This is a genomic window from Blautia sp. AF26-2, from assembly GCF_003460955.1.
GTDB classification, from domain to species: domain Bacteria; phylum Bacillota; class Clostridia; order Lachnospirales; family Lachnospiraceae; genus Fusicatenibacter; species Fusicatenibacter saccharivorans.
Genome location: NZ_QTWD01000012.1, coordinates 47,943 through 62,933, shown reverse-complemented (window position 1 = coordinate 62,933; position 14,991 = coordinate 47,943). Strand labels below are relative to the sequence as shown.

General features: G+C 49.3%; 13 protein-coding genes. 11 read left to right on the top strand and 2 right to left on the bottom strand.

Annotation, left to right across the window (positions count from 1 at the left end; genetic code table 11):
* Positions 1-2: 2 nt before the first annotated feature.
* From DWY63_RS14740 to DWY63_RS14715, 6 genes are all read left to right on the top strand, one after another.
* A complete protein-coding gene (locus DWY63_RS14740; protein WP_022463174.1) occupies positions 3-938 on the top strand; it encodes an ABC transporter permease in 936 nt (311 codons plus the stop codon).
* Positions 939-952: 14 nt separating this feature from the next.
* Positions 953-1,882 carry a carbohydrate ABC transporter permease gene (locus DWY63_RS14735; protein WP_022463175.1) on the top strand — a complete coding sequence of 310 codons (930 nt, stop codon included), beginning with the start codon at positions 953-955 and terminating at the stop codon, positions 1,880-1,882.
* 138 nt (positions 1,883-2,020) lie between these two features.
* Positions 2,021-3,661: an extracellular solute-binding protein gene (locus tag DWY63_RS14730; RefSeq protein ID WP_055264780.1), complete on the top strand. Its 1,641-nt coding sequence runs from the start codon at positions 2,021-2,023 to the stop codon at positions 3,659-3,661.
* Between the two features lie 130 nt (positions 3,662-3,791).
* Positions 3,792-5,144, top strand: a complete 1,353-nt coding sequence (locus DWY63_RS14725) for an alpha-L-fucosidase (RefSeq protein WP_330376962.1) — start codon at positions 3,792-3,794, stop codon at positions 5,142-5,144.
* 27 nt (positions 5,145-5,171) lie between these two features.
* A complete protein-coding gene (locus tag DWY63_RS14720) occupies positions 5,172-6,185 on the top strand; it encodes a glycoside hydrolase family 18 protein (RefSeq protein ID WP_117510263.1) in 1,014 nt (337 codons plus the stop codon).
* Positions 6,186-6,338: 153 nt separating this feature from the next.
* Complete coding sequence (locus DWY63_RS14715; RefSeq protein WP_117802544.1) at positions 6,339-8,876, top strand: transglutaminase domain-containing protein; 2,538 nt, start codon at positions 6,339-6,341, stop codon at positions 8,874-8,876.
* Between the two features lie 48 nt (positions 8,877-8,924).
* Here the strand turns inward: DWY63_RS14715 and DWY63_RS14710 are convergent, their stop codons facing one another.
* Positions 8,925-9,527, bottom strand: a complete 603-nt coding sequence (locus DWY63_RS14710) for an HAD family hydrolase (RefSeq protein WP_117802516.1) — start codon at positions 9,525-9,527, stop codon at positions 8,925-8,927.
* Positions 9,524-9,760, bottom strand: a complete 237-nt coding sequence (locus DWY63_RS14705; RefSeq protein WP_055264772.1) for a hypothetical protein — start codon at positions 9,758-9,760, stop codon at positions 9,524-9,526. The genes DWY63_RS14710 and DWY63_RS14705 overlap by 4 nt, the downstream gene beginning before the upstream one ends.
* Positions 9,761-9,951: 191 nt before the next feature.
* Between DWY63_RS14705 and DWY63_RS14700 the strand changes: the two genes are divergently transcribed.
* The 5 genes from DWY63_RS14700 (at position 9,952) to DWY63_RS14680 (ending at position 14,988) form a co-directional block, all read left to right on the top strand.
* A complete protein-coding gene (locus DWY63_RS14700) occupies positions 9,952-10,353 on the top strand; it encodes a hypothetical protein (RefSeq protein WP_022463182.1) in 402 nt (133 codons plus the stop codon).
* Positions 10,354-10,374: 21 nt separating this feature from the next.
* Complete coding sequence (locus DWY63_RS14695; protein WP_055228501.1) at positions 10,375-11,214, top strand: DUF5685 family protein; 840 nt, start codon at positions 10,375-10,377, stop codon at positions 11,212-11,214.
* Between the two features lie 6 nt (positions 11,215-11,220).
* Complete coding sequence (locus DWY63_RS14690; RefSeq protein WP_117510260.1) at positions 11,221-11,928, top strand: DnaJ domain-containing protein; 708 nt, start codon at positions 11,221-11,223, stop codon at positions 11,926-11,928.
* 305 nt (positions 11,929-12,233) lie between these two features.
* Positions 12,234-13,613 carry an aminopeptidase gene (locus DWY63_RS14685; protein WP_117802515.1) on the top strand — a complete coding sequence of 460 codons (1,380 nt, stop codon included), beginning with the start codon at positions 12,234-12,236 and terminating at the stop codon, positions 13,611-13,613.
* A gap of 25 nt (positions 13,614-13,638) precedes the next feature.
* Positions 13,639-14,988: a hemolysin family protein gene (locus DWY63_RS14680; protein WP_022463186.1), complete on the top strand. Its 1,350-nt coding sequence runs from the start codon at positions 13,639-13,641 to the stop codon at positions 14,986-14,988.
* Positions 14,989-14,991: the final 3 nt, after the last annotated feature.

Here is a 14,991-nt window from a genome sequence, read left to right as displayed (position 1 = left end):
AAATGAAAGAGAAACCAACAAAAGCAAAGAAAAAAGGCCGTACCATCCGCGCCTTTAAGAGAGACATCTCGCTTTGGCTTTTCTGTGTTCCGGGCGTGATCCTGACATTCATCTTCAGCTACATTCCGATGTATGGTGTACAGATCGCGTTCCGCCGCTTCAATGCGACGGCCGGAATCACTAAGAGCCCGTGGGTAGGCATGTACTACTTTGAGAGATTCTTCAACTCTCCATACTTTGCATCCACCATCAAGAACACGTTGATCCTGAGTCTGTACGGACTGGTCGTATCATTCCCGATTCCGATCATCCTGGCACTGATGCTGAACTCCTTCCGCCATAAGAGATACCGGAAAGTGATCCAGACCGTCACCTACGCGCCGAACTTCATTTCTACCGTAGTTATGTGCGGTATGATCATTCTGTTCCTGTCTCCGTCCGTCGGTGTTATCAACCACGTACTGGAAGCAATCGGAATTCCGGCGGTCAACTTCATGGCGAAGAAAGCGTACTGGAGACACATTTATGTGTGGACCGGCGTATGGCAGAGTACAGGATGGAGCTCTGTTATCTACTTCGCAGCACTCGCCGGCATCAGCCCGGAGCTGCATGAAGCGGCAAAGGTAGACGGCGCGACGAAATTACAGCTGATCCGTCACATCGACCTTCCGCTGATCATGCCGACCGCGACCATTCTTCTGATTATGAACTGCGGAAGCATTCTTTCCGTCGGCTTTGAAAAAGCCTTCCTTCTGCAGAACAACCTGAATGCCAGTGTATCCGAGATCATTTCCACCTACGTCTATAAGGTCGGTCTGATCAACAACGATATGTCGTATTCTTCAGCAATCGGTCTGTTCAACACCATCGTAAACATGGTTATGCTGATCATTGTCAATACGATATCTGATAAACTTTCGGGCAACAGCCTGTGGTAGGAGGAAACAAAAACATGAGTAAAGAAAATACCGCAGTGACAAAAAAGAAAATAAAACGCTGCAAAGAGGACGTCGTTTTTGACGCAGCCTGCTTCATTATCCTGACGCTGGTTCTGTTTGTTGTGGCATATCCGCTGTACTGGGTTATCATTTCATCCATCAGTGCGCCAAGCGCCGTATCGAGTGGTAAAGTACTGCTTCACCCGATCGGATTTACCCTGAAGGGCTACGCAGAAGTATTTAAAAACGACCAGGTTATGAGAGGCTTTTTAAACTCCCTGATCATCACCTTCTGCGGTGTCATGGTCAACCTGATCGTAACGCTTCCGACATCATATGCACTTTCCAGAAGCAATTTCTCCGGAAAGAAACCGATCACCATTTTTTACCTGATCACCATGTTCTTCGGCGGCGGTCTGATCCCTACCTATCTGGTTATTCAGAGACTGCAGATGCTGAACACGATCTGGGCACTGATTCTTCCGGGATGCTTAAGCGTATACAACATGATCGTGGCAAGAACCTTCTTCAAGTCGAACATTTCGGAAGAGCTGTATGAGGCAGCTGAAATTGACGGCTGCACCCAGGCGAGATTCTTTTTCCAGATTGCACTTCCGCTTTCCAAAGCGATCATCGCAATTCTGGTTCTGTACTATGGTGTCGGTCACTGGAACTCATACTTCTCAGCACTCGTTTATATTTCGGACAAAGCAAAGTATCCGTTGCAGCTGGTTCTGCGTAACATCCTGATCACGAACCAGACCGCGCTGTCCCAGACAGCAACAACTGCGGCAGCAAGAGCAGCACTGCAGGAAAAACAGCAGCTGATCGACGTTATGAAATACTCGCTGATCATCATCAGCAGTATCCCGGTTCTGGTTATGTACCCACTGGTGCAGAAGCACTTTGTAAAGGGTGTTATGATCGGATCCATGAAGGGTTGATTTACAAGAAGAAGTTTTTTTAACGATTTATCTGCCGCACGGGAAACGGCGGTATGTAAATAAAGAGTCCGGACAACGGACAGGCAAAAGCGCTTCCGGCGGGAAAATGCCGCCGGAACAACACAGGAGGGAAAAATCATGAAAAGAAAAGCAGTCGCAGCAGTTTTAACTGCAGTAATGGTGGCATCTATGTTTACCGGATGTGGAAGTGATAATGGAAGCAGCTCGGCAAAGAGTGCTTCTGCAGCATCCGCAGCATCCGCAGCAAACGACACCGTGGATGAGGACGGAAAAGTAAACGGCATTATGTATCAGGAAGGTCTTCCGCTGGTAGACGAGGGAGATTACACCTTCTCCATCTTCTGCGATGATTCCAGCGAATCCGGCGAGTTTATCATGCTCGATGAGTTCAAAAAACAGACCAATGTAGACGTTGACCTGAAAATTTATCCATACGAAACAGCAACGGAGAGACTGAATCTGGATCTGAACTCCGGAGATTACGCGGATGTGATCGGCGGATGGACCTTAAGCGATAATGCAATCCTCACCTATGGTGTAAACCAGGGCGTATTCATTCCGCTGGAAGATTATTTTGAGAAATATTGCCCGAACATTTCTGCGATCCTGGATCTGCCGGGTGTAAGAGAAAAAATGACAGCACCGGACGGACACATCTACACAATTCCGTACGTATGTACCGATACAACCGTTGGATACAGCCCATACATCAATACGAAATGGCTGGAGAATGTTGGCATGAGCATGCCGACCACTACAGACGAGTTTGAGGCAGTCTTGAAAGCCTTCAAAGAGCAGGATGCAAACGGCAACGGTGACGCTTCCGATGAAATCCCGTTCTCTACCGACCCGAACAACAAACATATCGAGGCTATGGCCGGTTACTTCGGACTTCCGATGAACAAACTTGGTATTGCAATCCAGAATGAAAAGGTTGTTTACGGCGGTGTCAGCGATACATACCGTGAGTTCCTTTCCTGGTTCCACAAACTGTATGCAGAAGGACTCGTAGACGTAGAGCTTTACACACAGGACAGCTCCACATGGGAAGGTAAAGGAAATCAGGACCTGTACGGCGTTTCCATCGCATACGGAAGCAACGAGTTTACCGGAATCCCGGCTGCAGAGGAAAGAGGCGATTTCGACTCCATGCCTGTTCTGAACACAGACAAAGACGGAATCTGGCTGCGCGATACGGAAGGCTTCAGCGTATACAGAACCCAGGCTGTCATCACAAACAAGGCAGAGCATCCGGAAATCATCTGCCGCTGGTTTGACAATGCATTCGCACTGGAGAACGGCATCGGCTGCAACAGAGGACCGGTTGGTGTGATTGTAAACAAAGAGGATGACGGATACCATGCGATTGACACCACCACACTGTCTGAGGAAGATCAGGAAAAATATTCCTGGGGCAATCTGTGGCCGCAGTCTCTGCCGAAATATCTGCCGGTAGACTTCGAGTTTGTAGAAGAGCATCCGATGTATGATGAGAAAAAAGCAACAGAGGAAGCTTATGAGGCAAATCTGACCAAAGAAATTATTCCGTCCTACTGGATTGACTTGGATAAAATTGATACCTTCTCTGATACGAACACAGCAATCAAAGATTTCTTTGAGCAGCAGCAGGCGCAGTTCGTATGCGGCGAGCTTGACATTGACAACGATGCTGACTGGCAGGCTTATGTAGATGGTATGTACTCTCTGGGACTTGAGGACTGGGTAGCAACTCAGGGTATCGAGGAAATCGCGAAATAAACAGGAAAAGGTAACGATATTTCCTGTGGCGTGAAAAAAGGCATATTACAGTGTAAAACGGTAATATGCCTTTCTTTTTGGGCAAGAACTGATATAATGGGAAGAAACAATAAAGGGGTAATTAGATCGGATAAAAAAGCTATGCCCGGAGTCTTTTAATCCGGGAGTACAAAAAAAGGAGGAGCTGGAAGAGATGATGCAGGACTGGTTTCGGAACGCGAAGCTGGGCATTTTTATCCATTATGGGATTTATGCGGTGGGTGATGTGTCAGAGTCATGGTCGTTCCACAACGGAAATATTTCTTATGAAGATTACATGAAACAGTGTGAAGGCTTTACAGCATCGAAGTTTGATGCGAAAAAATGGGCGGAGCTGTTTCAAAAAGCAGGTGCGCAGTACGTGGTTATGACAGCGAAGCACCATGACGGCGTGGCACTGTTTGATACCGGATACAGTGATTTAAGTGTTGTGAAGAAAACACCGGCAGCGCGCGACCTGGTAAAAGAGTATACAGCTGCCATGCGTGAGGCAGGTCTGAAGGTCGGTCTTTATTATTCACTGATCGACTGGTCGGATCCGCGGTATCGCACGGTTTACCCGGAAGGAATGAAAAAAGAAGACTGTTTGAACGATATCTATGGTTCCCCGGCCGGAAAAGAGGAGGAGCCGGAGAAATGGCAGGAGTTTCTGGAATTCAACAACCATCAGCTAAAAGAACTGATGTCGAATTACGGAACGGTGGACCTTTTATGGTTTGATGGTGACTGGGAACGGAGCGCGGCACAGTGGAAGATGCCGGAATTCAGGGAATATCTGCATACCCTGAATCCGAACGTTGTATTGAATTCGAGAATGCAGGGCTATGGAGATTATGAGACACCGGAGCAGGGAATCCCGCTGTACGGACCGAAAGGCGAGTGGGAATTCTGTACGACAATCAACGATTCCTGGGGATATCGTCCATCGGACAATGATTACAAGAGCAGCGGTCAGATTGTGCGCATGTTCTGTGACTGTATTACCCTCGGCGGAAGAATGCTGCTGGATATCGGACCGAAGGAGGACGGAACGCTGGATGAACGCCAGGAGAAAGTTCTTCTGGATCTGGGCGGATGGATTCATGACCATAAGGAAGCGGTATTTGGAACAGAAAAAGGACTGGATTACAATCATTTCCTCGGCGGAAGCACGATTTCGGCGGATAAGAAGACGATGTATCTTTTCGTCTATGATAAGCCGCAGGAGACACTGTGTGTGAAAGGCATTAAAACACCGGTAAAAAGGGTGACGGTTCTGCATACGGGAGAGGAGCTCCGGTTCTCCTACACAGGTTCACTTCCATGGAGCGGTATTCCGGGAACGCTCTGGATCTGGGCCGGAGAGATGAGTATTCATCCGTTTGCAACGGTTGTGAAGGTAGAGCTTGAGGATGAGATCACCTACAATCTGGGACACGGGGAAGTCGTAACCTTTAATGAGTAAAACGATTCGGACAGAGGAGCTTATGAGATGAAGAGAATAATTGGCTATGTAAATACGGCGGACTTAAATCATATGCGAGAAGAGGATGTGCGGGCACTTACCGTGATCAATATTGCATTTGGTCTGATCCGGGACGGAGAAGTTGTATGGGATGCAAAGGATGCACGGGATGGAATAGTATCCATTCGGAAAAGCAACCCGGAGCTGAAGATTGTATTGTCCGTAGGCGGCTGGGGAGCAGACGGCTTTTCCCAGGCTGCAAGAACAAAAGAGGGAAGAGAGCGGTTTGCTGCGAGTGCACTTGCAATTGTGAAGGAGTATGGTCTGGACGGCATTGACATTGACTGGGAGTATCCGGGCACATCGCTGGCAGGAATTGCGTCGGACAGATCGGATAAAGAGAATTATACGCTGCTTCTGGCGGAGCTTCGGAAGACACTGGACGCGTACAGAGAAGGCATGCTTGTAACGACAGCAGTCGGCGGAGATGTTTACTTTGCACTGCAGACAGATATGAAGGAGGCCTCCCGGTATCTGGATTATGTGCAGCTGATGACGTATGATCTGCAGGGCGGTTTCCAGAAGGTGACGGGACATCATGCGGCGCTGTATCACAGTGAGGGAAATTTGTTTGATGCATGTGTGCAGAAGGCAGTGAACGGTTTTGTAAATGCAGGCGTTCCAATGGAGAAGCTGATTCTTGGCGTACCGTTTTATTCCAGAAAATGGGATGGAGTAAAAGGCGCCGGATGCCGCAACGGGCTTGGAATGGAAGCAGAGACGGTCGGAGGATATGGCGGTGACTATGGCGAGCTCAAAGAGAGCTGGATCGGAAAGAGGGGATTTATCCGGTATTGGGATGAGCAGGCAAAGGTTCCGTATCTGTTTGACGGGGAAACATTTATCAGCTATGAGGACTGCGAGTCACTTGGGGTGAAAATTGCGTACCTGAAAGAAAAGGGCATGGGGGGCATTATGTTCTGGGAGTATAAATGCGATCCCAGCGGAGAATTACTTTCATTTATAAAGAAAAATATGTAGCGTAGTGACCCACAGCCGGTATGTGAAAAGGCTCCTCGCTCCGGTGTTCCTGAAAAATCGCAAGGAATCCTTTTTCACATGGCGTCTGCCGCCGGTGGGCGGATGTACGTTGTGGAGACGGATAGGAAAAAAGAGAAAGGGATAGATAGAATCATGATCTCAGAAAATTTGAAAAAATATGCAACGGAAAAATTTGAGGGACGGAGAGAGCTTCTGGCTCCGGTGATGCCTGTTATCGAAGAAAAATTGAAACAGTGCAGTGAAGAAGAGGTTGTGCTGATGAAGTTTCTGTATGGTACGATGCCGGTAAGGGATGCGGGAGAATATGGATTTAACCTTTTTCTTTCGTACGTGAAGCATGCGCTGATGCTGCGGGAGAAGGTGGCATGGTGTAAGGAACTGCCGGAGGATGTGTTTGTAAATTATGTGCTGTATGACCGGATCAATTCCGAGGATATTACGGACTGCAGACCGTTTTTTTACGAGCAGATTATGGGGCGTGTAGCCGGAATGAGTCTTTGGGAGGCAATTCTGGAGATTAATTACTGGTGTGCGGAGCATGCAACGTATGAGGCGACGGACAGCAGAACGGCATCTCCGATGACGATGTATCGGAGCGGAAAGGGACGCTGCGGCGAGGAGTCAACGTTTGCAGTTACGGCGTATCGGAGTGTCGGTATTGCGGCGCGGCAGGTCTATACACCAAGATGGGCGCACTGTGATGACAATCATGCGTGGGTTGAGGTGTTTGTGGACGGCGAGTGGCATTTTCTCGGTGCCTGTGAGCCGGAAGAAGTGCTGGATACCGGCTGGTTCTCGGGTCCGGCGAATCGGGCAATTCTGATTCATACGCGGAACTTCTCGGATTATGTGAAGGAAAGTAACGAGGAGTATCTTGGAAAAGAAGGAGCGCTGTACTACTTTAACCATACAGATTTTTATGGCAGAACGAAGCTGGTGAAGATTCTTGTGAAGGATGAGAATGGAAAACCGGCTGCAGGAGCGCATATTGCGGTTGAAATCCTGAATATGGCAGAGTTTTTCCCGGCTGCAGTGATGATTGCGGATGCGGACGGAGAAGTTCGGATGACACTTGGCCTTGGCGATATCCGGGTACGGGCATTTGACGGAATACGCCGGGCAGAGGCAATGATGCGGATTGAGGAGGAGGATTCGCTGGAACTGGTGCTTCGTGAAGAGGCGGTTCCGGAAGCGGATGACAGGTGGCAGACGCTGGAAATCCGGGCACCGAAGGAGGTGCCGGTACGGAATGTCGTTGCCACAAAGGAGCAGAAGGAGCGCAATGCGGCACGGATGGCAGAGGCGGAACGGCTTCGGAAGGCACGGTTTGCAGCATGCTTTGATGAGAAAAAGGCTGCTGCGTATCCGGAAGCGGAAGAGATTTTCCACCGGGCAGGAGAGAATTTTGAGGAGGTTTATACATTCCTTTCCAAAGATGAAAATCCGAACCGGAAGAAGCTGCTGTTTTCGCTGGCTTTAAAGGATGCGAAGGACTTGAAGGCATCCGTTTTAGAGGATCATCTCGACTGCGAGCAGGGGGATCTGCCGGAGGAGATTTTCAGGAAGGATCTTCTTTGCCCGCGTATTTTCCTCGAGGAGCTGACGCCGTATCGGAGCATGATCCGCGGATTTTTTGAAGAGGAGACAAAACGTAGCTTTGTGGAGCAGCCGGAACGGATTCTGGATTATCTTAAGAAGAATATTACCTTCCATGCAGAAGAAGAGTATGACACGATCATGGCAACACCGGTCGGCGTCCTTACGATGAAACAGGGAAGTCCTCTGGCGCAGAAGATTCTGTTTGTGGCAATCTGCCGGAGTCTCAATGTAGCGGCAAGACTGAATCCGGTGACCCTGGAGCCGGAGTATTACCGTGATGGGGCATTCCACAGTGTGGAAACAGAAGCTGCTGTTTTGAAGGATGAAACGGAAAGTGCGGTTCTGACACTGAATGCGGAGGATGGAAGCGCATGGAAGTATTATCAGACGTGGACCATCGGAAAGTGGAACGGAACAGTGTTTGAGACGCTGAATTACGAAGAAACCGCATTCAATGGCAAAACACTGGCTCTGACCCTGGAGCCGGGCTGCTATCGTCTGATTACAAGTATGCGTATGCCGAACGGTGACCAGCATGCTGCATACCGCGTGTTTGAACTGAAGGCGGGAGAAGCAAAAGAGATTTATCTGGAAGCCGTGAAAAAAGAGCTGGATGAGCTGTTAGAGCACATCGAACTGCCGGAGATCACGCTGGAGGATCTGGATGGAAAGGCGCATACCCTGAACGATCTCACCAAAGACGGCCCGATCCTTCTGGCCTTCCTCGGAACCGGAGAGGAGCCGACCGAGCATGTTCTGAATGAGCTGATCGAAATCGCAGAGAAGTGGAACGCAAAAGACGCTGCCATGGCAGCCGTGCTCCGCACGAAAGCCGACCTGGAAAACACGACTTTCCAGAAAGCCCGCGCAGCAATCCACAATATGTCCCTCTACCTCGACCCATCCGACGACGCCCCGGCGATCGCCGAAAAAATGGGAATCGACGCAGAAAAACTCCCACTGCTGATACTCGCATTGCCGGGAAACATCGGCGGACGCGCTTATGCCGGATATAACGTCGGCAGCGTCGGACTGATGCTGCGGCTGATGGAAGAGGCGGCGAAAGCGTAAGTTAATACTAAAAAAACAGGCTGACGCATGAATGCGGCAGCCTGTTTTTTAAAGAACGCCCAGTTTTTTCAACTGTGACACGCCATCTTCATATCCCGTAAAATGAATTCCATGAATCCCTGCCTGCTCTGCGGCCTCGACGTTTGCTTTGGTGTCGTCGAGGAATACGCAGCGGTCCGGGGTGAGGGAGAATTTCTGGATCAGGTGCTGGTAGATCTCCGGTTCCGGTTTTGTTAAATGGCAGGTGTAGGAGAAGAGGGTTCCGTCCATGTAGGGGAGGAAGGGCATTTTCTCTTTGGTGCGCTCGAAGAGGTCTCCGGAGTAGTTGGAGAGGATGTAGAGGCGGTAGCCTTTTTCTTTTAAGGAGCGTACCCAGCTTTCTGCATACGGCAGCGGGGTGATGGTTTCCTCGCAGTGGGCGAAAACCTCTTTGATTTCTTCGGTGTATTCCGGGGCGAGGGAGCAGAATCCTTTTACAATCTCCTCCGGCGCGAGAATTCCGCGGTCGAACTGGCGCCAGTAAGGGCCTTCGAAGGTTGCGGCGGCGATTGCTTTCGTCTTTTCCGGACCGAAAGCAAAGCGTTTCAGATAGGACTCGTAGTCCCAGTTGACGAGTACGCGGCCTACATCAAAAATAATGGTATCAATCATGACTGTTTTTCTCCTTTGTCTGATTTGTCGTTCTCATCGCGGTGCGACAGAACCTTGGCAACCAGCATCATGGCATAGATGAGCACTGGTGCGGTAATTGCACAGTAGAGGCAGACCGTCAGCGCCTTGTGTGCAAACGGCGTGTCGATAAACGCAAAAATCATGGCGCCAAGCCCGAATCCGATCAGGACCGCGATGGAGAGAAGGGCGCCGATCTGTTTGAGTCGTTTCATAAAAATCTCCGATCGTTTACTGAAAATAAAATATAAAGAAACATAACCAAGTGTAGCACAGTTGAAAAGAAACATCCACCGCAAGTTTTAAGAATTTTTTAGAAAAAATTAATGGCGCTTTCGATTGCTTTTTTCCCTCAAAAGGGATAGAGTATTGGCATATACTTTGAAAAAGGAGAAACGAGAACAAAATGGATAAACTGAAAGAAAAACTTTCCCGCCTGATGTACGGCCGCTACGGCATCGATCAGCTGGGCAATTTTATGATGTGGGCGGCAGTTGCCATGATGATTTTCGGAGCGGTTGTACGGAGCTCCCTTATCTACACCCTGGCACTCGTCCTGATCGTCTGGGCGGATGTGCGCATCATGTCCAAGAACCATTCCAAACGGTATGCGGAAAACCAGAAATTCCTGGAACTGAAAAACCGCGTCGTCGGATTCTTCCGAGGCGGAACCCGTGCATTCAAGGATAAAGAGCACTGCTACTTCCGCTGCCCGTCCTGCCATCAGCAGGTGCGTGTGCCGAAAGGAAAAGGCCACATCGAGATCCGCTGCCCGAAATGCGGAACAAAATTCATCAAAAACACCTGATAAAAAGGAGCAGTGCGATTCATGTTTGGTTATGTGACCATCCGAAAGGATGACCTGAAAGTCAAAGATTACAACAAATATCAGGCATACTACTGCGGTCTGTGTCAGGATATCAAAGAGGCGTATGGAAAAAAGGGTCAGGCGATGCTGACGTTTGATATGACATTTCTTTCCATCCTGCTGACCGGGCTTTATGAATGTGAGACAAAAGAAGAGGAGCATTACTGCTTTCTTCATCCCGGCAAAAAACATAAATGCCTGCGGAACAAATACACAAAATACTGCGCAGACATGAACGTGCTGCTCGCCTATTACAATCTGCTGGATGACTGGGAGGACGAGAAAAACTACGCGGCGTTTACAGCGGCAAAGGCTTTGAAAAAATCTGTGACACGCATCGAGGCATCGTATCCGCGCCAGACGAAAGCAGTGCAGGATTACCTCGAAAAGCTGCATGCATGCGAGAAGGAAAACAATCCAGACCTCGATCTTGCGGCGGGCTATACCGGAGAGGTGATGGCGGAGATCTATATTCCGGAGGAGGACATCTGGAGCGATGATCTGCGCCAGGTCGGCTTTTACATCGGAAAATTCATTTACCTGATGGATGCGCTTGATGACGTGGAAAAAGATAAAAAGAGCGGAAACTACAACCCGTTTCTGTCCATCGCAGATCAGCCGGACTTCGAGGAAACCGCAGAAAAAATCCTGCTGATGATGACGGCGGAAGCGTCGCGTGCATTTGAAAAACTTCCGATCCTGGAAAATGTAGACATTCTGCGAAATATATTGTATGCTGGTATCTGGGAAAAATACGAAATGCGAAAAAGCGCAAAAGAGCGCCAAAAAGAGGAGAAATAAAGACTGATGACAGATCCATATGAGGTGCTGGGCGTGTCCCGCGGGGCTTCGGACGATGAAATCAAAAAAGCATACCGAAAACTCAGCCGGACGTATCACCCGGATGCCAATATCAATAATCCGAATAAAGCAGAAGCAGAAGAAAAATTCAAACAGGTGCAGCAGGCGTACAAACAGATCATGGATGAACGCGAGCACGGCACCACGTACCAGAGCGGAGGTTCGTCGTATGGCGGAGATGCTTACGGCGGCTATGGCCCGTTCGGCGGCTTCGACCCATTCGGCGGCGCGTACGGAAACGGCGGCTCCGCACGGAATGATTATGGAAATTCCGAGCAGGAAATGCGGCTGCAGGCGGCAGCTAACTACATCAACAGCGGCCACTTCCGCGAGGCGATGAACGTGCTGAACGACATTTCCGACCGCAGCGGAAAATGGTATTTCCTGCATGCGATCGCAAATTCGCGCCTCGGCAACAACATCAATGCCGTGCAGGATGCCGAGATGGCAGTCAAATTAGAACCGCAGAATCTGCAGTACCAGCAGCTTTTAAACCAGCTCCAGGGCAGCGGCCAGTGGTATTCCGACATGGGAAGCGGCTACGGCTACGAGAGAAGTGCAGGTGATCTCGGAAAATGGTGCTGTGAATGTATGGCAATCAATGCCATCTGCAATTGCTGTTGCTGCGGCGGAAGAGGATTTTTCTGCTGTTGATGAAAACGAAGTGTATAAAAACAAAAATACCGGGGAGAATAGGACTATCATCGAAATTCCCCTGTTCGATGAGACAGACAAAAGAAGAATAAGGAAATACTTATCCTCCCCTTAAAGACCCCGCTGCGGCCGCAAAAAACGGTCCGCCGCGGGGTCTTCCTTGTCTTTTCCGTACATCGAAAGTCCTTGTGTTTCCTGTCAAAACAGATTATAATGAAAGAGATCGCAATCATGACCGGAAGCCCGATTAGATTCAGAAAAATACGGCACGGATCAGATAAAGAAAACAGAAAGAGAGAAAAGCTATGGAACGAAAAACAGCATGGAATGAGTACAAGAAAAAAGATATGAAAAAGCTGGAAAAATTAAACGCCAGCTACCGCGCATTCCTGGACAACGGAAAAACAGAGCGCGAGTGCGTAAAAGAGAGCGTGCGCCAGGCGGAAGAGGCTGGATACGTAAACCTTGACACTTACGTAAAAGAAAACCGTGCATTAAAACCAGGCGACAAAGTTTACGCCGTATGCATGAAAAAAGCCATCGCACTGTTTCAGATCGGAACAAGACCGCTGACCGAAGGTATGAATATCCTCGGCGCACACATCGATTCCCCGCGTCTCGATGTAAAACAGAACCCGCTGTATGAGGACAACGGATTTACATATCTCGATACCCACTACTACGGCGGTATCAAAAAATGGCAGTGGGTAACCCTTCCACTTGCCATCCACGGTGTGGTAGCGAAAAAGAACGGCGAAGTCGTTGATGTTGTGATCGGTGAGGATGACAACGATCCGGTATTCTGCGTGACAGACCTTCTGATCCACCTCTCCAGAGAGCAGCAGACAAAACCGGCAAACACTGTTGTAGAGGGCGAAAACCTTGACCTTCTGATCGGAAGCCAGCCGCTCGAAGGAACTGAGAAAGAGGCAGTCAAAGCCATGACCTTAAAACTCTTAAACGACAAATACGGCATCGAAGAAGAGGATTTCCTCTCCGCAGAGCTTGAGATCGTACCGGCCGGAAAAGCACGCGAGCTTGGTATGGATGCCAGCATGATTCTTGCATACGGCCAGGATGACCGTGTATGCGCATACACTTCTCTTGTCGCAATGCTCGAGGTGGAAGCACCGGAGAAGACATCCTGCTGCCTGCTCGTAGACAAAGAGGAGATCGGAAGCGTCGGCGCAACCGGTATGCAGTCTCATTTCTTCGAGAACACCATGGCAGAGCTGCTTGCACTTGCAGGCGAGGGAACAGAACTGGCCCTTCGAAGATGCCTTGCTTCCTCCAGAATGCTCTCTTCTGATGTCAGCGCAGCATTTGATCCGCTGTATGCAGCAGCATTTGAGAAGAAAAACGCTGCATTTTTCGGAAAAGGTATCGTAATTAACAAATTTACAGGAGCAGGCGGAAAGAGCGGCTCAAACGATGCCAATGCAGAGTACGTCGGAGCTCTTCGCGCTATCTTTGATGATGCAAAAGTAAATTGGCAGACAGCAGAGCTTGGTAAAGTTGATGTTGGAGGCGGCGGAACCATCGCCTACATCATGTCTCTGTACGGTATGGAAGTGATTGATTCCGGTGTACCGGTTCTCAGCATGCATGCTCCATGGGAAGTAACCAGCAAAGCAGATGTTTACGAGGCCAAGAAGGCCTATGTGGCATTTTTGAAAAACGCATAAATAATATTGAGGAGGTTTGAAACGTTTGGACAGTGACATAGTCGGCAGTATTCTTTTGCAGGTCGTATTGATAGCGGTCAATGCGGTATTTGCCTGCGCGGAGATCGCTGTGGTCTCCTGCAACGACGCTAAACTGGAAAAAATGGCACAGGAGGGAAACAAAAGAGCGGCGAAGCTGTTTCATCTGACGGAACAGCCATCCCGTTTTCTTGCAACGATACAGGTGGTCATCACTCTGTCCGGTTTTCTTGGAAGTGCCTTTGCAGCAGAAAATTTTTCGGATCGAATCGTTTCTGCTCTTGTGGACGCGGGTATGAAGATTCCGGAAAAGACACTGGATGCGATTGCCGTTGTGCTGATTACGCTGCTTTTATCTTACATCACCCTGATCTTTGGCGAACTGGTGCCGAAAAGGATTGCAATGCAGAAGGCTGAGCAGATTGCGCTCGGGATTTCCGGTCTTGTAAGCGGTGCTTCGAAAGTGTTTGCACCGCTTGTGTGGCTGCTGACTGCATCGACAAACGGTATCCTGCGCCTTCTGGGGATCGATCCGGATGAGGACGACGATCAGGTGACGGAGGAAGAAATCCGGATGATGGTAGATGCCGGCAGCGAAAAAGGCGCGATCGACAATGAAGAAAAAGATATGATTCAGAACGTATTTGAGTTCGATGATCTGACCATTGATGAAATCTGCGTCCACAGAACCGATGTAGATCTTCTGTGGCTGGAAGACTCGATGGAGGAGTGGGAGCAGCTGATCCATGAAAGCCGCCATTCTTATTACCCGGTCTGTGGTGAAAATGTGGACGATATCATCGGCGTTCTGGACGCCAAGGATTATTTCCGGCTTCGCACCAAGGACCGCGATCATGTCATGAAAGAAGCAATCAAACAGCCTTATTTTGTTCCTGAAAACATCAAGGCTGCCACGCTGTTCCAGAACATGAAAAAGACCGGCAACTATTTTGCCGTGGTTCTGGATGAGTACGGCGGCATGGATGGAATTATCACCGTGCGTAACCTGATCGAGCAGCTTGTCGGGGACTTGAATGATGAGGCGGAGATCGGGCAGCCATCGGAAATTGAGCTGATTTCCACAGACACCTGGAAAATCATGGGAAGTGCCTCGTTGGATGATGTGGCGGAGGAACTGAAGATCAAACTGCCGGTCGATGAATATGAAACGTTCGGCGGCTACATTTTCGGCGAACTCGGTGCGGTTCCGGATGACGGCAGCCAGTTTGAACTCGAGACCGACGATCTCTGGATCAAGGTCATGCGGGTCAAAGAACACCGCGTGGAAAATACGGTGGTAAAGAAACTGCCTCCGAAAGAAAAAGGAGAGCAGGAGGAACGTAAGGAGAGGGAATGAAAC